Below are 18,604 nucleotides of genomic sequence, written 5' to 3'. Positions count from 1 at the left end.
CTTTTTTCTTTAAGACTAAAGATAGGAATTCCGGTACAATTAATACATCGTCACATCTAAAAAGGAGACAATCATTGCATGAAAAAATTCCGCGGCAAACGCCGCTACTTCCGACAACTTCAAGCTGAGCAGCACCTGACGGCTCACCATCTAGATTTCAGTCCCGACAGCTGGTTTGATTTTTGGCACGTTCATCTTGATTTTCACGGACGCGGAAATGGTCATCTTAAAGTCCGAAAAGCGCATGTTCAGGGACTGTTTCAGCTGATGAATGAGCTTGATGACGCTCTTAAGGCATGGGGACACCCTTATCAGCTGTGGATTGAACTGTCACGGTTGGACGCAGGGGCGGACGCCGTTTTTGTTCATACGAACAATCCGAACGGAAACAATTTCCCGTTCGTACTCCCGACCTTAACGAAAAATCCTGAACCACTTCCAGCCTATCTACAGGATATCGCTGACCTCGAGCAGTATCATATTCGTTCATACGAACGGTGCACTTTCGATGAATTTGATGACGAACCGGAAGAAAGCTTTGATCACATACTCGTTATTGAAAAGAAAGACATCATCCGTTCGGTGAGTCCGTAAAAAAAAAGCCCATTCATCACGGTCCTGGAAGGACATGACGGATGGGCTCTCGTTTAATCGTCAAATGAAGATGATTTCAAACATTTCTTACTTCATATAATCAAACATCTTCTTCGGACCGCCGAGTCGTAAATCGGCGATAATGTGTTGCGCATCCATGATTTTTCCGACCGGGAAGTCGGCCAGTGGTGCCATGACATGCTGGAACAATTCCAGGCGGGCCGGGCCACGATAGGCTTCCTTCACCTGAATATCCGTGATTTGACTGCGCGTCAATTCAGAAATGATCAGCTCTCCTTCGTAGCCGCGGTGTTGCTTCAGCATGAATTGCGGTGTCCCGATGATCGCTTTCGCCTCTTCTTCCTTGACCGGATAGTATTTGTAGCCCATCGTCGCCTGGGCGACACGAAGCGAATGATAATCGAGGGTTCCGACTAAAACGTCGTTATCCAAATAGAGCTTGGGCGAACCGTATTTTTTCGGGAACGAGGCAACTTCACGCCCGGAAGCGATGGCCGCCTGGTTATTGACGTACATCGACAGGTAGAACTCCCCGACTTCCCCGTTGTACCGGACCGGGATGACATGACCGCATTCCAGATACGATCCGAGTCCCGTACTGTCCGGCATATTGATGACTTCGAACTTGATCTGGTTGCCGATCAGCTCAAGCGGTTCCGGTACAACGGCCCGCAATTGCTCCAGGTCCGTTTCATAAACGATATTCATGTATTCGCGGTTCCGGAAGAAAATATCGACCGCCGGAAAGACCGGTGCGTTGACCGGTGTCGCGACGATATTCTGGACATCCTCTTTTTTCATCTGCTCATCCCCCTTATTTGACTGCGAGAAGTGCCTTGAACTGCTCGACACTCTGTTCAAAGTCGGTTACTTCCCGTTTGTCCTGTGCAGTTCGCACGAGTGCTTGAATCATGGAGTTGACCGGAGTCGGAATGCCGTACGTTTCCCCGTACATCGTGACGACACCGTTAATGTAGTCGATTTCCGTCGACTGATGTTTCCGTAAGTCCTGCAGCATGCTCGCTTCAAGATTTCGCGAGCTGTTCATCAGCTGCGGCAGTTCGATCATCTTTTGATCAATATCATCGAGCTCGCTGTACACCGTCAAATCCGCTTCCCCCATCCGCGCAAATTCGATTCCATGCGCATGACCGACATCAAGCACTTCCTTCATCGCGTGAATCGCGGCCCGCAACAGGACCGGATGGTCAAGCACGTCGCCATACGTCCCGTTACACGCAGCAGACAATCCGCTGAACGCACTGTTGATGATTAATTTTGACCATTTGGTTCCCGGCAGGTTATCCGAGATTTCTGTTCCGCCGATTGTATCGAGGATGTCTTTTAAGGCTATGATTCGCTCCGTCGTCTTCCCGTCGAGTTCACCGATCTGTAAGGCATATTTTTTAAAGAAGGCATACTCCGTTGTCAAACGGGATTGACCCGGTCCGACATACGTCGCTCCAAATTCTACCGAGCCGGCGATAATCCGTTCGCTCGGAATATGCTGACGGATGATTTCTTCCGGCACTCCGTTTTGCAAGGAAACGAGGATGCCGTCTTCTTTTAAAATGGCTTTGACGGCCGGTAAGACTTGCGGATTGTAGAGCTGTTTCGTCAGCAGCAGCACGACATCGTACATTTTATCAATTTCTTGCGGCAGCATCGCCGTCACGGGTTGCGTGAACTCCGGTCCGACAACGCGTGCCCCTTTCGTGTTCAGTGCCGTTACGTGTTCTAAGTTCGTATCAATCAAGTCAACGACAGGATATGTTTCACTCAAATATGCACCCATGATGGTACCGAGCGATCCTGCTCCATATATTGCGATATTCATTTCCATCACCTCTGTAATGAGCATATACCTGTTTTTACATAAACGAAAATATATAATGATATATAATACTATAAACAATTACTTATACAGGAGGATTTAAGACATGGAACTGTTGCATTTAAAATACTTTCGAACCGTCGCGGAAGATTTGAACTTCACCCATGCTGCGAAACGTCTGTTCATCAGTCAACCGGCACTCAGCATGACGATTAAAAAACTCGAACGCGAGTTACAGACGGAACTGTTTCACCGCAATGGGCGGACGATTACTTTGACGAATCAAGGATTGATTTTACTGCGGTCCGTCGAAAAAATTGAGACTGAATTGGAACTGGTCAAAGAACGGCTGGCGAATCCGCAACAGGACGTAACGATCAGCCTCGCCAGTTCGCACGGTCGATTCATCCAGCTGCTGCTTGCGGAATTTTTAATGAATCCGTCATCCACTTTGTTTAATACGGAAATCCTGTCAAACCGCGAAATTCTGTCGCAACTTTTGTCGGACGAAGTCCATTTCTCAATCAGTTTCATGGAAATCAAACATCCGGAGATCACGAGTGAACCCGTCATTGAAGAAGACATTGTCCTGACGTATCCCGGCCACTGCACGGAACAGGACGTCCTGCGTGTGCTCTATGACAGCGAGACGACAAAATCTTTCCTATTCCCTTCACACAATAAGGATTACAACAACTTCATTAAATTAAAGATGACGGAATTCAGTCTGTACGCCGACTCGATTCGTTACATCGATGACGTCTCGTTACAAATTGCTTTGCGCCAGCAACGGTATTTCAGTTTCGTTCCCGTCTCCGTCTGCCGTGAACTGCAGCTTCCGTACGTCTCCAAGGCTAACCTGACGATTGTCTCAAAAATCTATCTGTCACGCTTAAGCCGTGGCCTGACCGAAGAACAGCAGACTGTTTACGATGCCATCAAACACTTCTTCCTCCGCGAAGCCGCTTCCTTCGTTAAATAATGAATACACGAAAGACGACCGTCCTGATGACAGGCGGTCGTTTTGCTGTGCTATTCGATTGTTACGATTTAAGAAGACACGACTTCCTCGCCCGTCAGATCGATATGCCCTTCGCCCCAGGCACACATGGCGTCTAAGATTGGGCGCAATGACCAACCGTAATCCGACAAGGAATAGATGACTTTCGGCGGAACCTGTTCGTAGACCGTCCGGATGATGACACCGTCCTGTTCGAGTTCCCGCAGTTGCTGCGTCAACATTTTCTGTGTGATGTTCGGCATCAGCTTTTTCAATTCGCTCGTCCGGCGTTCGCCTTTGATGAGGTGACACATGATGACGACTTTCCATTTGCCTCCGATGACTTGCAGGGTTGCTTCGACCGGAATGTTATAGGCCATGCTGATTCTTCCTTTCGTTTCCCGAAGTACGGGGACAGGTACTTTTTAGTGCCTATCGCACTTGAAAGTGCGTACTTCTCAGGTAGATTTGATGGGTTTATGATAACAACTGTCAATAGAAAGTACAAGCCACCTTCGTCTGTTACTTCGATCTTCGAGGGTAAGGTACTTTTTAGTGCCTATGGTACTTGAAAGTGCGTACTTCCATGAAAAGCAACGCCGCTCTATGATGGGATCACGCAGAAGTGTTCTCCCTTCATCCAAACGATCAGGGCCCGGTCGTTCAGAGCAGCCGTTGCGTTGTCTACTATTATCTATTTCACTAATTCAGGAGGAATCATCATGAATCAATTAAACCCGCGTGCCGAACAGGAACAGGTCCCGCAAAACGGCCGCCTTGCCCTGCTCGCACTTGCCATCAGCGCCTTTGGAATCGGAACAACCGAATTTGTCCCCGTCGGCTTGCTCGCAGCGATTGCCGGTGATTTAAATATCGGTATCACTCTGGCCGGACTGATTATTTCCGGATATGCGATCGGCGTCGCCGTCGGTGCGCCGATCTTAACCGCTCTGACGAACCGGATGAACCGGAAAACGCTTCTCATGTCGTTGATGGTCGTCTTTATCGCCGGTAATCTCGTCTCTGCCGTCGCTCCGAGTTTTGAACTGTTGATCGTCGCCCGCTTCATCACGGCGTTCTCGCACGGCGTCTTCTTCTCGATCGGCGCAACGATTGCCGTCCAGCTCGTACCGGCCGATAAAAAAGCCAGTGCCATCGCTTTGATGTTTACCGGACTGACGGTTGCAACCGTGACAGGAGTTCCGCTCGGCACATTCATCGGTCAAGCATTCGGCTGGCGCGCGACATTCTTCGCCGTCGCGGCACTTGGTCTTGTCTCGATCATCGCCAGTTTCTTCCTGATTCCAAAAGACTTAAAACAATCTCCACCGGCGAAATTTTCCGACATGTTTAAACTGTTGACGAATGGACGCTTGATTCTCGGATTCCTGATTACAGCGCTCGGTTACGGCGGAACGTTCGTCGCCTTCACCTACCTGACACCGATCATGCAGGACGTCACGAAAATCAGCCCGAGCCTGATCAGTATCATCCTGCTCGTCTACGGAATTGCTGTCGCCATCGGTAACGCAGTCGGCGGAAAGCTCGCCAACGGTAATCCAATCAAAGCGTTATTCTATATGTTCATTCTGCATGCGATCATCATGATTGCCCTGTCGTTCATGATTCCATTTAAAGTCGCCGGTATCATCGGCATCATCCTGATGGGCTTACTCGCCTTCATGAATGTCCCGGGGCTTCAACTCTATATCGTCCAACTGGCGGAAAAATATGTCCCGGCAGCCGTTGATGTCGCTTCGGCGTTAAACATCTCTGCTTTTAATATCGGAATTGCCCTCGGTGCAACGATCGGCGGAATTGTTGCCGACACGATCGGGCTCGTCCACACACCGTGGGTCGGAGGCATCATGGTCATCTTAGCCGTCATCCTGACTGCCGTTTCCCGTCGTCTGGAACGTCTATAATCTTGACGACGGATCTGCGTGCACTTGACTACACCGTCCGGATACTCGGAATGGTGTTCGAGATGCAAGTCATTAGTGTCTTGTTACAAACGCCTTGTTCATTCGACCAAATGTTATCGATCCGACTGTATCCTTCACCACGTGATTTGACCGTTTGTCTCGCAAAACTCGAACAACGCGGAGTCATCGAACGGTCGTCAAGCATTTACCAGCTGACGCCAACCGGTGAAAGTTTATAACCAATCTTTCGAGTAATCGAACAACAAACCCAGCGTCCTCATGGACGCTGGGTTTTAGTTCGTCGCGACAAGCGTGAACTCCCAGGGGATGTTTTCGCCCTTCCACCCCGGATGTTCGTCCAGTTGCAAGAGGGTAAAGCCGCTCCGGATGACGGTGTTCACAATTTCACTCATCGTATAGTGCCGCAACAGCACCTTCGGAAAATCCGTTTGCTCGACCGGATCAAAATGATTTTGATGGGCAATATCGGCTTCATATGTATCCTGATCAAAATAACGCGGGATGTACTTGTCTTCATGAATACAATGTTTGATCGGATGATAATCACTCAAAATCAGTTTCCCGCCCGGCTTGAGCAAGACAAACAAAATCGCCGTGAATGCCTCCAGGTCATGAAAATAATGCAATATCCCGCCTTCAAGATACAGGACATCGAATTGGTGCTGATAGGTATGCAAATCGATGTCATAAATATCACCGACGATATAGTCAATCTGCGTCCCGGCACAGGCGGCAAACTCAAGTGCATAGCGCCGGTTGTCTTCCGAGATATCAAAGACGGTGACGTCCGCTCCAAGCAACGCCAGTGGAACCGCCTTCCGTCCGTTCGATCCACAGAGATTGGCAATTCGTTTTCCGACAACTTCTTCAAAAAAGTTCTGATGTTTCTTGAGACTAGCCATCGGATTTAACATAATATCTTTTGCCTTGTCCGCCGGCGCCCCGTCGCGTTGATTCCAAAATTCATAGGCCCGGTATTCCCAAGCGGTTTTGTTGATGGCACTTGATTTTTCCATACAATTACCTCCTTTTACCCTTCATTTTGATTTTAAGTCGAAAAAGTGTCTGATTCCGTTTTTGTAAATAAACAGCATACTCACCCCTTTACTTTGAGTTCTTATGAACTTATAATCAAAATATAAACCGAACACAACTTAAAAGGAGGAAGCGCTGTTGACACTATTGATTGTATTTTTAGCGATCGTCTTCATCATGCTCGCACTGGACCTTGGCGTATTTCACAGGAAAGCCCATGAGGTCTCGCTTCGCGAAGCCTGGACGTGGACGTTCGTCTGGATCGGACTCGCCATCGCCTTTGGCGGTTGGTTATTCTATGCGCAAGGCAGCGACGCTGCAATTGAATACACGAGCGTGTATTTCATCGAGAAGGCACTCGCGATTGACAACGTCTTCGTCTTCTCACTCGTCTTTGCGTACTTTGCCATTCCGTTGAAGTACCAGCACAAAGTCTTGTTCTGGGGAATTCTCGGAGCCATTCTCTTCCGCGTCATCTTCATCGTCGCAGGGGTGTCGCTTCTTGAAAACTTCGCTTGGGTGTACTACATCTTCGGTGCGTTCCTCGTCTACACCGGTTACATGATGTTCAAGAACATCGGACAGGAAACGTCGCTTGAAGAGAACAAAACGGTCCGTTGGCTCGAGAAACGTTTGCCGATCACCCAGGACATCTCGTCCGGTAAGTTTACGCAACGGATCAACGGTAAATTATTCTTCACGCCGCTGTTAATCGCGTTGATCTTCATCGAGATTTCGGATATCGTCTTCGCCGTCGACTCGGTCGCAGCAAGCTTCGCCTACTCGCGTGACCCGTTCATCATCTTCTATGCGAACATCATGGCAATCCTTGGACTCCGGAGTCTCTACTTCGTCCTCGCGAACCTGATTGACCGCTTCTACTACCTGAAACACGGTCTCAGCTTCATGCTCGTCTTCATCGGAGCGAAGATGATTTTCAGCGATGTCTACAAAATGCCAATCTGGATGTCACTCGGAACAATCGTCCTTGTCATCCTGATCAGTGTCATTTATAGCTTTAAAAAGACAAAAACACAAAAGTAACTTCAGGCAAGGAGGGAATCACATGATTCTCTCCTTGTTTTCCGTTCCATCCATGACGACAAAAAAGATGAAAGACATCTCTTCTTACCGGATGTCTTTCATCTCTTTTTTGACAGCATCAACGCAAATCAGCTGTTGACGACTTGTTCAGTTGGTTCTTCAACCATGATTGGTCGATTGATTGACAGTTGTTCGCCGTCTTTTAACCGTTTTTTGAATTCAGCTGTCGCTGTAAACAGAACATCGGTCGAAGAGTTGAGTCCTGTTTCAAACGAATCTTGTAAGACACTGATGATGAATCCGACAGCGATGACTTGCATTGCAATCTCATTTGGAATCCCGAATAGGCTGCAGGCAAGCGGAATCAACAGGAGTGATCCGCCCGCAACACCGGAAGCACCACAGGCACAGACAGCAGCCAGGACACTTAAGATGATAGCTGTCGGAAGATCGACCGGGATGTTAAGCGTATTGACCGCAGCAAGTGTCAGGACGGAAATCGTTACGGCCGCCCCCGCCATGTTGACGGTCGCACCGAGCGGAATCGAAATTGCATACGTCTCTTTATCGAGACCCAGTTTTTTACACAGCTCCATGTTAACCGGAATATTGGCAGCCGAACTCCGTGTGAAGAAGGCTGTAATTCCGCTCTCACGGATACATTTGAAAACGAGCGGATAAGGATTTTGACGAACGTTGATGAAGACGATCATTGGATTGACGACAAGCGCAACAAACAACATCGTCCCGATCAACAGCACAAGCAGTTGACCATAGTTGAGAAGGGATCCGAGACCGTTTTTCGTAATCGACTCAATGACAATCCCCATGATTCCGAGTGGTGCGAGTTTAATGATCCACCCGACCATCTTCGCGATCGCATCCGAAAAATTTGAAATGAACGTTTTCGTTGAATCGGAAGCATTTTTCAGTGCCAACCCTAACACGATGGCCCACGTTAAGATCCCAATGTAATTGCCTTGGACTAACGCATTGACTGGATTGTCCACCATATTCAAGACAAGTGTCCGGATGACTTCAATCGCATTACCCGGCGCAGCTAATTTCTCCGTACTTTCCGTCAGCGTGATGCTGACAGGGAACAGGAAACTGAATACAACTGCAACGGCTCCCGCCAAGAATGTCCCGAGGAGATACAGGAAGACAATCGACTTCATGTTCGTCTGTTGTCCTTTTTTATGCTGGACGATCGCTGCCATGACCAGGAAAAATACTAAAACCGGCGCAACGGCCTTCAGCGCGGAAACAAACAGTGTTCCAAAGATGGTGATGGACTGGGCAGCTTCAGGAATCGATACAGCTAAAATAATACCAATAATCAAACCGACTGCAATTTGTTTCACTAAACTGATTTGGTTCCACATCTTCAAAACTTTCATACGTTCCCCTCCAGGTTCAAAACGAATAAGTTATTTAGAATTTGAAAAATAACGATTCTCTCTCCTATCCAAAAGACAGATAGTTTACTCGTTTACTTTTCTAAAAATTCTTTCAGTTTGTTGTGTTCTATTTTTACATAAATCCGGTGAAATAAAAACTAGTTTTTTGCAAGAAACCTGATTCGTTTAAGACTAGGTGTTAAAAATTTCAAGATGCAATCGATTGCATAAATAAGAAATTAGAGGCCTGTTTTTTCTTATAATTTTCACGAAATCGCTTGATAAGTAATAAAAATGGACTGACCAATTTCAAAAAACGCACCTTCCTTTTTTACGATAAATCGTCTCAATGAAAATAAATAAAAAAAGCATCCCAAAAAGATGCTTTTTGTTGTAAAGTCAGACTTTTTTTTACTTTTTCGTCATGTAGACTTCAATGATTTTTGTGTATAACGCATCCAATCGGGCATTCTCTTGTACCAGGATTGTTTCTTTTGTATTCACAAACAGTTGATTCGCTTCTTCAAATTTCCCGGCGTAAACCAGCAGTCTGATTGCACCGCGTTTGTCTCCGACGATTTCCGATGCGTCTTCCCGTGCGTAAAGTAATCGATCATATACTTGATCCATGATTTCGATTTTCTCGTCTGCACTGAAGTTATTGGCATCCAGGTAAGCTTTCAAACGATTGGCGTAGTCCTTATAGTCGAGAACCGTTAAGGCTTTTGTAATGGATCCGTACTGACCTTCAAATAACTTGATTTGGTTCTTTTCGTAGTCAACGATCACTTTGTACAGAGCCTGTCCTTCTTTAGTCAACACCTTTTCCGCCTTCGTCAAACGGGTGGTTTCTTTTTTCAACGCTGCAATCCGCTTGTCCGCAGCCTTTCTTTCCTTCTGCGTGTTCACTTCTTTAATCAGCTTTTTCAGAGCTTCCGCTTCTTTTCGTGCCTTCTTACGGTCCGTCATATACTGTTTTGATTTTTTGTTATTCGCTTTCACTTTGGCGCGGTACACAGAATCCGTTATGTATTCCGGTACTTTGATTCCGCCCAGATTCCCCATATGGAAGAGTGTGCTGCCGTACGATGCCACGACTTTCGTTTGTTTGGCGCGGTACTTTTTATAGTCGAATTTTTTCTTGGCGACTTGAGTCGTCTTGGTCGCAGCATCCGCTGCATTGCTGTTTACTCCGACTCCCGTCAATACAAGAGCCGTTACAAGCGTACTTGCCATTGCTTTACGAACTGTTAACTTTTTCATACGTTCACGTCCTTTTTTATGTAGATTGTTTTTAGGTCATTTTCTATTTCAAGGAAATAAGTAAATATATTCCATGCCTTCAGTTTATCATGTCCGGATGCCGTTGTTGAACAGAATTCATGTGGATTACCGCTTTATTTTTTCTTCCGGTATGAGAAGAAAAACACCTAAGAAAATTAAGATTCCGAACAGGACATAATCCGTTGTCGGTAAGCCTCCTCCCAAGGCAAGATCCCCGTCTTTCGTAACAATCATTGATCCCACAGCCGCAATCGTCTCCGTCATTTTATTGAGCTGGATGATGAGCATGCTAAACAAAACCGTCTGGACGATAATCAAGACCCCAATCCATTTCTTCACGTCGATTTCCTCCTGCTCAAGTTTGTAATAAAGCTACGATTTCCGGATAACGGTGCTTGATTGCAAAGTCGAGTGCAGTTCTCCCTTCCGTGTCTTGATGCTGTTGATTTGCGCCGTGTTCTAGTAATAATTTGGTGATTTCAGTCAAACCGTACTGACTCGCAAGCATCAACGGGGTATTGTTATCATTTAACGGATTTTCGATTTCAATGTCTGCTCCTGCTGCCAGCAACGCTTCTACCGCTTTGACATCCCCTTCCCCGACGGCAATATGTAAAGGTGCGAAACCGTTCATTTCAATCCGGTTCACATCGGCTCCCGCTTCCGTCAGCATACCCATCTTCTTCGTTTTTCCTTCTTGAGCCGCATAGTGCAGCGGCGTATATCCCTCTCCATCATCTGTCTGTCCATTAACAAGCGATTCGTCTTCCAACAATCGACGGAGAACCCGTTTGTTGCCAGAACGAGCGGCAATGAAATGTAATGCCGTAAAGCCATGCCCGTCAAGATCAAGTGCGGCACCATAATCAATCAGTTGTATGGCGATATAGGATTGTTTTTCATACAACGCAAGGTGTAGTGGCGTTAGACCACCTTTGTCCCGTTGATTGATGTCAGCCCCGCAATCAAGCAGTAGCTTGGCAATTTCGAAATACCCCTCCTCAACCGCCCAGTGCAGTGCGGTATATCCTTCTTCGTCGAGCGCATTTAAGTCATCTCCGCGTTTGATACACTTTTTCACTTGCTTGATGTTTCCGTAAAAAGCATGGTCTTGCAGTGATTTTCCAGACATCTTACGCTCCCCTTTCAACGAGTCTTTTTTTTGTTTGGATATTATTTACAATATAAATCACCCATGTCACAATAACAGTGTGAATAAGAAACGCTTGAGTACATACTTGCCCCAAGCAACTTTAATGTCGAAACACAGAGGGAGGGACATGGCCAATGAAAAAGCAATTGGCTTATGCCGGTTCATTCGCGTTATCTGTCATCGTAATCGTTGCGGTTCTTAAATTAGTCGGGGTTGATATTTAAACTATCGACTGACGTTTGATACTTTAACTTAATGTATAGAAAAAGAAGGAGACGACTTACATCGTTCCCTTCTTTTTTACGCGCCGCGCCAAAAAGCGTTCTATCATCAACAGCTTTTTATCGTATGTGAGATGCATCGAAAATAGCATACATAACGCATGACACTCCCCCTTATGATTTCACTTTCTTTAAAGCGCAAGATCAGCAATCGTCCACTTGAACTTTGGAGATCTACCATCCGATTCGTAAAGTTTTGAATCCAGTAGTCTGCAACTATCGGTGTCTCTTGGCGTTAAATAGCTTGTAAAATATCTAAAAACTATGGGGCATATTCGAGTTCCATTGCTTCGACAAAGTATCGACTCGCTTCTTGTTCTTCACCGAGTTCGAGATACAGCATACCGATATGGAGCAGCATACTCGATTTTGCTCTCGGTTCTTTAAAACGCCCGACGTGTTTCACTAACAACGCAATCGCTCGTCGTCTCATATCGAGAATCGATAGTTGTGTAGCGGCATGGGTGACTTAGGTGTAACGATTCATGCTTCACTCCTTTGCCTTTTAAAAGGTAGTTTGTTTTTTACGTTTGACAATCAAAAGAACAATCAACAAAAGAACCTCAAGAATCAGGAAAATGCTTACGAAGAAATAAACGACTAAGACCTGACTGACCCCATCAATTGCGACAGCAAAAAACCAAATCAATGAAACCGTCACTGTATAAATCAGATTGATTGCTGTACCCGTCAATAGACTGGATTTAAGACTTCGCTTATTTCGAGCTTGGGTGAAGAGAATCCCGATTGCTCCAATCGCCTAGATGACTAAAAAAAGCTCAAAGATAAAATCAGAATTCCGTTGTACGTCCATGACATCACTCCCTTTTTCGATAGACTGATTCAGTTCATGAATCGTGCCGATTAATGTGCTACCTCTATTTTACAGGATTGTTGAACCCACAAGTCTTCCGAAAGTTGAGTGCATGGAATTTTCAGTTTCATTCCTCGAAATCCGTATATTCTTTGATTTTTCGTATACGAACGCTTTCACCCTGTGCTATTTGGTCTGTTTCTTTCCAGTGGTATTGCACGACAAGTAATACCAACATGACCGCTGAAAAAACAGATAAGGTGGCGTAGTATGACTGTACTTCCCGCTCCAGTTCAAAAGCGGACAGGATCTGCAACACCATCAATGCACCAAACATTCCGTGAAAATACCGTCGGAAAATTTTTGGTAGACCGGCTTGACGAAAAGTTTCATACCAGACGTACAGTCCTAAACCGAATGCAAAATTATTTAGCCTCTCGTAAGGAAGGACGAACAGGAGGATCCCGAGTCCAAGAAACAGCCACGCCAAACGAACGGCCGGTTTAAAAAAGGCCGGATCAAGCGATGATTCTTCCGGTTCATCGATGACGTGCGCTGCCCGTTCTTCCTCTGTCAACGGTCGAAAGCCGAGTGCTTCTTTTTCTTCCGCTAACTGGCGCATCCGCTTTTTCATTCCGACATAAAATGGAAACCGTTCTGTCGTGACCTCTCCTTCGTTCGTTTGACCATTTGCTTGCTCCTGGACGGAGACCTGATAAAGCGTCCGCCCCACCCGGTAACAGACCCAATAATCGGCGGTTTGGCTGATCTCTCGTTTTAATTGAATCAGTGGTGCTTGTTTATCCTTCATGTTGCGTGATCTCCTTTGTCGTCAGTTCCTTCAGTTGGTGAATCGTGTACAGCAAGAGGATGAATCCCGCGATGAGGCAGACGGTTCCGTTGGCAGAAAGATTAAATGGTTCTAAATAATCTTTTGACGTGCCGGCTAGTATGAACAGGAATATGCCTCCCGACCAACGATAGAAGCGGGCACGGGCTGTTTTCCCTTCAATGTAGATTGGATAAAAGAAAGGTAAGAACACAAGCGGAATATATCCCGAGATCGGTAACAGACCGGTCAATGTCGATAATCCGCACAGCATGAGTAATAGAGCACTCATAAGGCGCAGTTTGATGTTGCGCCGATCTGCACGGTAGTCAATCGCCTCAGATTGAGAAAAAGGTGCTTTCAAATACCCATCCTCCATCTTTTGATGCATCCATTCTTTTTTCTGACGATAGGCGGCAAACGTATTTTTAAAAAGCATTCGGACAGTCGCCGTCTCTTCGTTAATTTCAATCATGTCGTCACTATCTGAGGCTGGTTCTTTCCGCGCGACGCCTTCCCTGATGAATAATGTGCGTCCTTCTTGATGATAGACGATGTGATAGACTTCATCGTCGATTTGCTTTAATAATTGCACCATGCTGGTAGCTCCCTTTATTCTGCTCTATATGAATTAAAACTATTGATTGAATTCAGACATTCAGCCGTATCTGATGAATAATACCAGCCTCCTGTTTCTTCTCTTTTCCTTACCAAACTGCGTTGACACCAATTGATAAGAGAAGACTGAGTATAAACGAATCGACATGATCGCCCCCGTCTCCATGCCCGGATAGCGGCGTTTTGTTTGCGTGCTTACATCGGATGAAGTACGTTCCTAACATCAGCAAAAAGAGTCCGGCAGCAAGACCGATGAATGGTAAGATCACGATCGGTTCCTCCAAGATATGTATTCATTTCCATTAGGTAGCAAGTTAATTTTGATAAAGATATTATACTACTAATAAATACGATATTTTCCTTTATTAAGTTTCATTAATGAAAAAAATCCCAAATTAAATGTTTAGAGATTGTAATGTAAATCTTCCAAATTACTTCTCTAAATGATCAAGATACTTCATGATTTAATCTCCATATGCGACTCGTTTTAATAGGAGTGAATAGAGCTTCTACCGAAAAATGTACACTCAAGGGATTGCTACTCTTTTGAAGTGAGGATCATCTTCGAGTATGTACTTAACGTTTTTAAAATCATTCCGCACAGCATTGTCAGACAACTGTTCTAATAAATCGACATCCTTACATAACAAGATGACATTCGTACAATCGTCTATGGTCAGACAGAATGTACAATCACTATTCAAATATTCGCTGTATGTATTTATTTCAACCGGCAGAGAATCATGAAATGCCTGCAAGCTGCAAAAAATTATATAATATGCTTCGATATTCAGTATTCTTTCTAATTCTCTTCCTTGCACGACCTCACAATCCGGAATATTAAATTCTTTTAAGTTTTCGATAGTGTGATCCTTTATATCTCTATTTTCTTTTATGTACATTTCAATCCAATCCAGTTTCCACTTATACTTCGTTATATCAATTGGAGCTAAGATATCATTGATATACTTACCAAAATTATTAGGTATTTCAAATTCGATACCAACTTTCATATGGATCACCTCAGCTCTAAACATTTCTAAGAAGACTTTAAATCGCCGTTGATTTCTATAAATTGTTCTTCGTATTTGCAAACAACAGCCGGCATTAGAGAGATTTACTACTGTTTTTGCCTTTTTCTCATCTATGGACATTCTCTTTATTCATTTTTAAATATTTTTACGGAAATACTACTATAAGTACAGAAAAACAAATAATGGTGATTAAAATCATACCAAGCGTCATAAATAGGTTAAACGTCCAATAAGGTATCGTTTGATTCTTATAAACATCCAGTCTCTTGATCGGCAAGAAAAATATTAACCAAATAGTGATCATAAAAAAAGCAGATAAAATACGTTTATCAGGAACTAACTCATCGATTGAAAATCTTATGATAATCCATAATAATATGTTAATCACAAATGCCGCGATGAAAGACCTTATTAATATTGATTTATTCATATTGTCACCTCAATTGTATTAATCGTTGATTAGTCACCCCAAAAACAAATCAACGAGTTTTTGTACACAGCCTCTATACACATTCGCTTGAGCAACTCTAAAAAATGATGTAGCTCCATTATTAACTCATTTGATTGATGGATCATCCAGGGTACGTCCGAATAATATCCTGCTTGATTCAATAACCACGGTTCCTTCGGTGTGCAATACCGTTGAATGAGCAGTTCACAAATTCCAATCAGCTCGTTTACTTCTCTTGCTAAAAACAATTTATCGGCATAGGAATCAAGATGAATCAGCAAATCACAACGATCAGAAACGCGGGAAAAGTCTTGAATCAAAAAAAATTGGACACGACTCGGATAACGGAGAATATCTTTTTCTTCTTCCGGAACTTCTTTTAAACACGTACTGATCCCAAACATATTCTCGCCTCCCCTTTCTTTAAGATTTGCCGTTTTTAATTTCCCTTACTCATAGTAGTCGATGCCTTCACCTTCAGGCAGAAATGTTTTCACCTTTTCCTCGGTATCAAAACAGGCTTCGTTCGAGAACAGATAATAGCCCATGAAATCATGCTCGATCGTAATGAATGACATTTCTTCCGTTGTATTAACAACATGAACAATCATTTCCCTTTTAAAGAACCATCGTCTGATCATCTTCGATTCAAAAGTCAGGAAATTCTTAAACGAAAGGAAGTAAAAATCGTTAGCGGCAGCGTACCAGTATGTTTCGTCCAACAGACGTTCCAGCTCGCTAGCATCGTTCACTTGAACGCTATAATAAGATCTGCGCTTATATGGTTGAATCTTTGTATATGATAGGTTTTCCCTTTGTAAAAACGGTTCTAATTCCTCATCTGTAAAGCCGCCACCGAACGTCACGAAAATTGGGAATCGATTCAGACGTTTCAAAAAATATTTCAATACATCGTTCGAATCAGCTTGGTAGTCTCTTTTCTCATCATTCGGGATGCATCCCATCGAATAGATCGACTTGATACGATCTGATTTATCGATATCTAGATAGCGGTCCTTGATCACTTTTTTATGATCGGTATGTTCTTCGAGATAGATGTATAGCATAAGAATCCCTCCACGTATCCTGCTTGCTCCACATTCACTAAACGAAACTTTCCTATGCATAATGATCCAGTTATTTACGCATGTTGAATATCGTCTGTATTTCCAAAGTGAGCAATCTTTCCATCGGTACAAAAATGATCGAGCATACCAAACCGTCCATTTGCATCGCGTGTCACAATAAAGTTATATGGCATTCACAACATGAACTCTGTCATGAAGTTCTCGAGCGTTCGTTGAGAAAACTTTGAATAATTCGTCGGCAGGAATCCAGAAGTGATTTCTTTTCGGTTCAGCAAGTATAAGAGATGATCTTCGAAGACCGCTTGCCAATTCGTATCGGTTAATGTCATCGCATGGATCGAGTCCTCATCATTTAAAACGCCACGGCCGCAAAAGACGACCTCAACCGGGAACGTCGCATATGGTAAGACAGCATCAAAAAAGTTTTCGTACTCCGTACCTGACTCGTCCAGTTCTTCATAGACGACACCATACATCGAGACATTATCGTTAGTAACACGAACGATTTCCTTCCCGTGTTTCCGAATGCTGAGAATCGTCCTCGACTCGGCTGAAATCCCTATCTGTTCGATTTCGAGTTAATCTAAAAATGTCTCCAGTTGCGACGTTTCTGTTATAATGACATGCGATAAGACCGTCCAGTCCGATAAATCATAAGTATTGCGGTTCTGTTTCACCGGACGTTCCAACAACCTGACTTCAAAAGGATAGCTATGCTGATTCACCTGAATTCGGACGAGTTCTTGCCAATCGTCATGCGGTAACAGCTCCCGGTAGACATCAATCCATTCACCACTCTGAAATTCCACTTTTGCTCCTCCTAAACCTTGGTTTACCTCATTCCTTAGTACGTTTCAAATCCAAAACCCCATTCACCAATCGCATCGTTCGACTACTCAGGTCATACCGTTAATTTCTTCCTTGGGTGATTGTTGTGATTTTTCCATCTATTTAATCCCACCTACAGGTAACACTTTGGTCAACTTCAAGCCGTAAATGAATCAGGGTATTTGCGTATAGACCCGAGAGTGTTAGCGCGCGAGTTTTTCCACCCGTATAGGGCAACTCGAAAACGACATCTTTCATCTCTTTTAGTAAAAAGAATGCCCAGTGAAGGTCGTATTCACTCTCATACAAAAGATTCCACAATTCTTCAGTAAAGGTCGTTTCGTTTATCGCATACAACTTCACGAACTCATTTTCATCCAAAGGTTGAAACGCGGAAAACACCTTTTCGTTTGGAATCCGCGGTTTTTGAATTATTAAGGAATAACCTTCCGCCAGCTTCTCGAGTAGTTTCGATTTACTGTCCGGAATATCTTCTTCCATCACGGATGAGGGCAGGTCATCAATCTTCAACGGGAGATGAAACTCATATTCAAACGGGTCGTCGATTTTTAGAAGCTCTGCCCGAGAATACGTTGTCTTCATGGAAATAGTCCTCCTTTCATCAGCTCGTCTTTTAAATGCTCTTTAACATCCTGTGATCAAGTTTTCGGATATGGATACTAAAACATCTCACCTTCTACTTGAATTGCTACTTCTAAAAGTTTAGGTGAAACGCTTTCAATCGCTGGTATTGAATTATTCGAAGTCCTCTTTAAAATCTTCATGTTCCCCGATGACCAGCAAAATACCGGTGACCTGATCCGCATCTCGTCGTACGCGAACCTTGTAGTGGCCGTCTCCCATCAACTGGACGGCAACACCAAACGGAAACAGAAAGATTTCCTCTTCCATCACCTCATCTGAGATGGCGATATAAAATGGATCAATCTCATCGTCGAACTCAAGCGTATTACGAATTTCCCAATCAATGGCCTCGCGTTTTCCGTAATCCGCTGTATTCATGACGACGAGCTGTGAGGACTCCACGACCGCATAACCTTCAAGAATGTCAAAGTCATCCGGTACAAGCTCCGACTTGTTATCTGTCGTCAAGTACACTAAATTAATTTCCGGCTGGTCGTCCTCGTTATACCAGACGGTCCATCTCGAATCGGGGGCAATCGGAATCGACATGTTAAATTCCGGATCCGGTTCGAGAAAAGCCGGATCTGAGACAATCATATTGCCTTGTTGATTATGAAAAGTACCTAGTTTTTTTCATTGTATATATGTCACTCCTTATTATTTAATAAATGGATTTTCTACTTAGAATTAAACATGGCTGTTTTC

24 protein-coding genes are annotated in these 18,604 nt (G+C 44.3%); 5 read left to right on the top strand and 19 right to left on the bottom strand.

Annotated elements, in window-relative coordinates; all coding sequences use genetic code 11:
* The first annotated feature begins 78 nt into the window (after window positions 1-78).
* Window positions 79-594, top strand: a complete 516-nt coding sequence (locus ACP26N_RS07145; RefSeq protein WP_214855035.1) for a hypothetical protein — start codon at window positions 79-81, stop codon at window positions 592-594.
* 87 nt (window positions 595-681) lie between these two features.
* On the opposite strand, the gene ACP26N_RS07140 is transcribed toward ACP26N_RS07145, so the two are convergent.
* Entirely contained in the window at window positions 682-1,416 is a 735-nt protein-coding gene (locus tag ACP26N_RS07140) for an acetoacetate decarboxylase (RefSeq protein WP_426355202.1), read from the bottom strand.
* 13 nt (window positions 1,417-1,429) lie between these two features.
* Entirely contained in the window at window positions 1,430-2,452 is a 1,023-nt protein-coding gene (locus ACP26N_RS07135; RefSeq protein WP_426355200.1) for a ketopantoate reductase family protein, read from the bottom strand.
* Window positions 2,453-2,555: 103 nt separating this feature from the next.
* On the opposite strand from ACP26N_RS07135, the gene ACP26N_RS07130 reads away from it, so the two are divergent.
* Window positions 2,556-3,431: a LysR family transcriptional regulator gene (locus ACP26N_RS07130; protein WP_426355198.1), complete on the top strand. Its 876-nt coding sequence runs from the start codon at window positions 2,556-2,558 to the stop codon at window positions 3,429-3,431.
* A gap of 68 nt (window positions 3,432-3,499) precedes the next feature.
* On the opposite strand, the gene ACP26N_RS07125 is transcribed toward ACP26N_RS07130, so the two are convergent.
* Window positions 3,500-3,829, bottom strand: a complete 330-nt coding sequence (locus ACP26N_RS07125) for a winged helix-turn-helix transcriptional regulator (protein ID WP_012370213.1) — start codon at window positions 3,827-3,829, stop codon at window positions 3,500-3,502.
* A gap of 342 nt (window positions 3,830-4,171) precedes the next feature.
* Here ACP26N_RS07125 and ACP26N_RS07120 point away from each other — a divergent pair, with 342 nt between their 5' ends.
* Both ACP26N_RS07120 and ACP26N_RS07115 read left to right on the top strand, forming a co-directional pair.
* Window positions 4,172-5,374, top strand: a complete 1,203-nt coding sequence (locus ACP26N_RS07120; protein ID WP_426355196.1) for an MFS transporter — start codon at window positions 4,172-4,174, stop codon at window positions 5,372-5,374.
* 2 nt (window positions 5,375-5,376) lie between these two features.
* Complete coding sequence (locus tag ACP26N_RS07115) at window positions 5,377-5,613, top strand: hypothetical protein (protein WP_188004212.1); 237 nt, start codon at window positions 5,377-5,379, stop codon at window positions 5,611-5,613.
* A gap of 54 nt (window positions 5,614-5,667) precedes the next feature.
* On the opposite strand, the gene ACP26N_RS07110 is transcribed toward ACP26N_RS07115, so the two are convergent.
* On the bottom strand, window positions 5,668-6,411 hold the full coding sequence (locus tag ACP26N_RS07110; RefSeq protein ID WP_426355194.1) for a class I SAM-dependent methyltransferase: 744 nt from the start codon (window positions 6,409-6,411) through the stop codon (window positions 5,668-5,670).
* Between the two features lie 157 nt (window positions 6,412-6,568).
* Between ACP26N_RS07110 and ACP26N_RS07105 the strand changes: the two genes are divergently transcribed.
* Entirely contained in the window at window positions 6,569-7,474 is a 906-nt protein-coding gene (locus ACP26N_RS07105) for a TerC family protein (RefSeq protein ID WP_131972868.1), read from the top strand.
* 128 nt (window positions 7,475-7,602) lie between these two features.
* On the opposite strand, the gene sstT is transcribed toward ACP26N_RS07105, so the two are convergent.
* From sstT to ACP26N_RS07030, 15 genes are all read right to left on the bottom strand, one after another.
* On the bottom strand, window positions 7,603-8,874 hold the full coding sequence (gene sstT / locus ACP26N_RS07100; RefSeq protein ID WP_426355191.1) for a serine/threonine transporter SstT: 1,272 nt from the start codon (window positions 8,872-8,874) through the stop codon (window positions 7,603-7,605).
* 411 nt (window positions 8,875-9,285) lie between these two features.
* Window positions 9,286-10,137, bottom strand: a complete 852-nt coding sequence (locus tag ACP26N_RS07095) for a hypothetical protein (protein ID WP_426355190.1) — start codon at window positions 10,135-10,137, stop codon at window positions 9,286-9,288.
* Window positions 10,138-10,263: 126 nt separating this feature from the next.
* Window positions 10,264-10,497, bottom strand: coding sequence for a hypothetical protein (locus ACP26N_RS07090; RefSeq protein WP_426355189.1), 234 nt, complete (start codon window positions 10,495-10,497; stop codon window positions 10,264-10,266).
* Window positions 10,498-10,513: 16 nt separating this feature from the next.
* Window positions 10,514-11,290, bottom strand: coding sequence for an ankyrin repeat domain-containing protein (locus tag ACP26N_RS07085; RefSeq protein ID WP_426355187.1), 777 nt, complete (start codon window positions 11,288-11,290; stop codon window positions 10,514-10,516).
* Window positions 11,291-11,854: 564 nt separating this feature from the next.
* Complete coding sequence (locus tag ACP26N_RS07080; RefSeq protein WP_426355186.1) at window positions 11,855-12,004, bottom strand: hypothetical protein; 150 nt, start codon at window positions 12,002-12,004, stop codon at window positions 11,855-11,857.
* 529 nt (window positions 12,005-12,533) lie between these two features.
* Window positions 12,534-13,217, bottom strand: coding sequence for a hypothetical protein (locus ACP26N_RS07075; protein WP_426355185.1), 684 nt, complete (start codon window positions 13,215-13,217; stop codon window positions 12,534-12,536).
* Window positions 13,207-13,833: a hypothetical protein gene (locus tag ACP26N_RS07070; RefSeq protein ID WP_131972873.1), complete on the bottom strand. Its 627-nt coding sequence runs from the start codon at window positions 13,831-13,833 to the stop codon at window positions 13,207-13,209. The genes ACP26N_RS07075 and ACP26N_RS07070 overlap by 11 nt, the downstream gene beginning before the upstream one ends.
* A 109-nt stretch (window positions 13,834-13,942) precedes the next feature.
* Window positions 13,943-14,122, bottom strand: coding sequence for a hypothetical protein (locus ACP26N_RS07065; RefSeq protein ID WP_426355183.1), 180 nt, complete (start codon window positions 14,120-14,122; stop codon window positions 13,943-13,945).
* 258 nt (window positions 14,123-14,380) lie between these two features.
* Complete coding sequence (locus tag ACP26N_RS07060; RefSeq protein WP_426355182.1) at window positions 14,381-14,866, bottom strand: DUF2691 family protein; 486 nt, start codon at window positions 14,864-14,866, stop codon at window positions 14,381-14,383.
* Window positions 14,867-15,346: 480 nt separating this feature from the next.
* On the bottom strand, window positions 15,347-15,742 hold the full coding sequence (locus ACP26N_RS07055; RefSeq protein ID WP_426355181.1) for a hypothetical protein: 396 nt from the start codon (window positions 15,740-15,742) through the stop codon (window positions 15,347-15,349).
* Window positions 15,743-15,787: 45 nt separating this feature from the next.
* The gene (locus ACP26N_RS07050; RefSeq protein ID WP_426355180.1) at window positions 15,788-16,405 is read right to left on the bottom strand and encodes a hypothetical protein; all 618 of its coding nucleotides are present in this window, start codon (window positions 16,403-16,405) and stop codon (window positions 15,788-15,790) included.
* Between the two features lie 194 nt (window positions 16,406-16,599).
* Window positions 16,600-16,902 (bottom strand): hypothetical protein, encoded by a 303-nt coding sequence (locus tag ACP26N_RS07045; RefSeq protein WP_426355179.1) that lies wholly within the window; start codon window positions 16,900-16,902, stop codon window positions 16,600-16,602.
* Between the two features lie 102 nt (window positions 16,903-17,004).
* Window positions 17,005-17,235 (bottom strand): hypothetical protein, encoded by a 231-nt coding sequence (locus tag ACP26N_RS07040; RefSeq protein WP_426355177.1) that lies wholly within the window; start codon window positions 17,233-17,235, stop codon window positions 17,005-17,007.
* 142 nt (window positions 17,236-17,377) lie between these two features.
* Window positions 17,378-17,857: a hypothetical protein gene (locus tag ACP26N_RS07035; protein WP_426355176.1), complete on the bottom strand. Its 480-nt coding sequence runs from the start codon at window positions 17,855-17,857 to the stop codon at window positions 17,378-17,380.
* Between the two features lie 153 nt (window positions 17,858-18,010).
* Window positions 18,011-18,496, bottom strand: coding sequence for a hypothetical protein (locus ACP26N_RS07030; protein ID WP_426355175.1), 486 nt, complete (start codon window positions 18,494-18,496; stop codon window positions 18,011-18,013).
* Between the last annotated feature and the right edge of the window lie 108 nt (window positions 18,497-18,604).

It is taken from the genome of Exiguobacterium sp. R-39 (genome assembly GCF_049942815.1).
Classification (GTDB): Bacteria; Bacillota; Bacilli; order Exiguobacteriales; family Exiguobacteriaceae; genus Exiguobacterium_A.
The sequence above is the reverse complement of the archived record's forward strand: the minus strand, read 5'-3'. Positions and strand labels throughout refer to the sequence as shown.

Bases quoted from the DNA above. Each gene is read 5' to 3' on its own strand.
- ACP26N_RS07070 (WP_131972873.1), bottom strand. From the start codon at position 13,833: ATGGTGCAATTATTAAAGCAAATCGACGATGAAGTCTATCACATCGTC.
- ACP26N_RS07095 (WP_426355190.1), bottom strand. From the start codon at position 10,137: ATGAAAAAGTTAACAGTTCGTAAAGCAATGGCAAGTACGCTTGTAACG.
- ACP26N_RS07130 (WP_426355198.1), top strand. From the start codon at position 2,556: ATGGAACTGTTGCATTTAAAATACTTTCGAACCGTCGCGGAAGATTTG.
- ACP26N_RS07050 (WP_426355180.1), bottom strand. From the start codon at position 16,405: ATGCTATACATCTATCTCGAAGAACATACCGATCATAAAAAAGTGATC.
- ACP26N_RS07030 (WP_426355175.1), bottom strand. From the start codon at position 18,496: ATGATTGTCTCAGATCCGGCTTTTCTCGAACCGGATCCGGAATTTAAC.
- ACP26N_RS07085 (WP_426355187.1), bottom strand. From the start codon at position 11,290: ATGTCTGGAAAATCACTGCAAGACCATGCTTTTTACGGAAACATCAAG.
- ACP26N_RS07140 (WP_426355202.1), bottom strand. From the start codon at position 1,416: ATGAAAAAAGAGGATGTCCAGAATATCGTCGCGACACCGGTCAACGCA.
- ACP26N_RS07120 (WP_426355196.1), top strand. From the start codon at position 4,172: ATGAATCAATTAAACCCGCGTGCCGAACAGGAACAGGTCCCGCAAAAC.
- ACP26N_RS07125 (WP_012370213.1), bottom strand. From the start codon at position 3,829: ATGGCCTATAACATTCCGGTCGAAGCAACCCTGCAAGTCATCGGAGGC.
- ACP26N_RS07075 (WP_426355185.1), bottom strand. From the start codon at position 13,217: ATGAAGGATAAACAAGCACCACTGATTCAATTAAAACGAGAGATCAGC.
- ACP26N_RS07145 (WP_214855035.1), top strand. From the start codon at position 79: ATGAAAAAATTCCGCGGCAAACGCCGCTACTTCCGACAACTTCAAGCT.
- ACP26N_RS07060 (WP_426355182.1), bottom strand. From the start codon at position 14,866: ATGAAAGTTGGTATCGAATTTGAAATACCTAATAATTTTGGTAAGTAT.
- ACP26N_RS07055 (WP_426355181.1), bottom strand. From the start codon at position 15,742: ATGTTTGGGATCAGTACGTGTTTAAAAGAAGTTCCGGAAGAAGAAAAA.
- ACP26N_RS07045 (WP_426355179.1), bottom strand. From the start codon at position 16,902: ATGTATGGTGTCGTCTATGAAGAACTGGACGAGTCAGGTACGGAGTAC.
- ACP26N_RS07035 (WP_426355176.1), bottom strand. From the start codon at position 17,857: ATGAAGACAACGTATTCTCGGGCAGAGCTTCTAAAAATCGACGACCCG.
- ACP26N_RS07135 (WP_426355200.1), bottom strand. From the start codon at position 2,452: ATGAATATCGCAATATATGGAGCAGGATCGCTCGGTACCATCATGGGT.
- sstT (WP_426355191.1), bottom strand. From the start codon at position 8,874: ATGAAAGTTTTGAAGATGTGGAACCAAATCAGTTTAGTGAAACAAATT.
- ACP26N_RS07110 (WP_426355194.1), bottom strand. From the start codon at position 6,411: ATGGAAAAATCAAGTGCCATCAACAAAACCGCTTGGGAATACCGGGCC.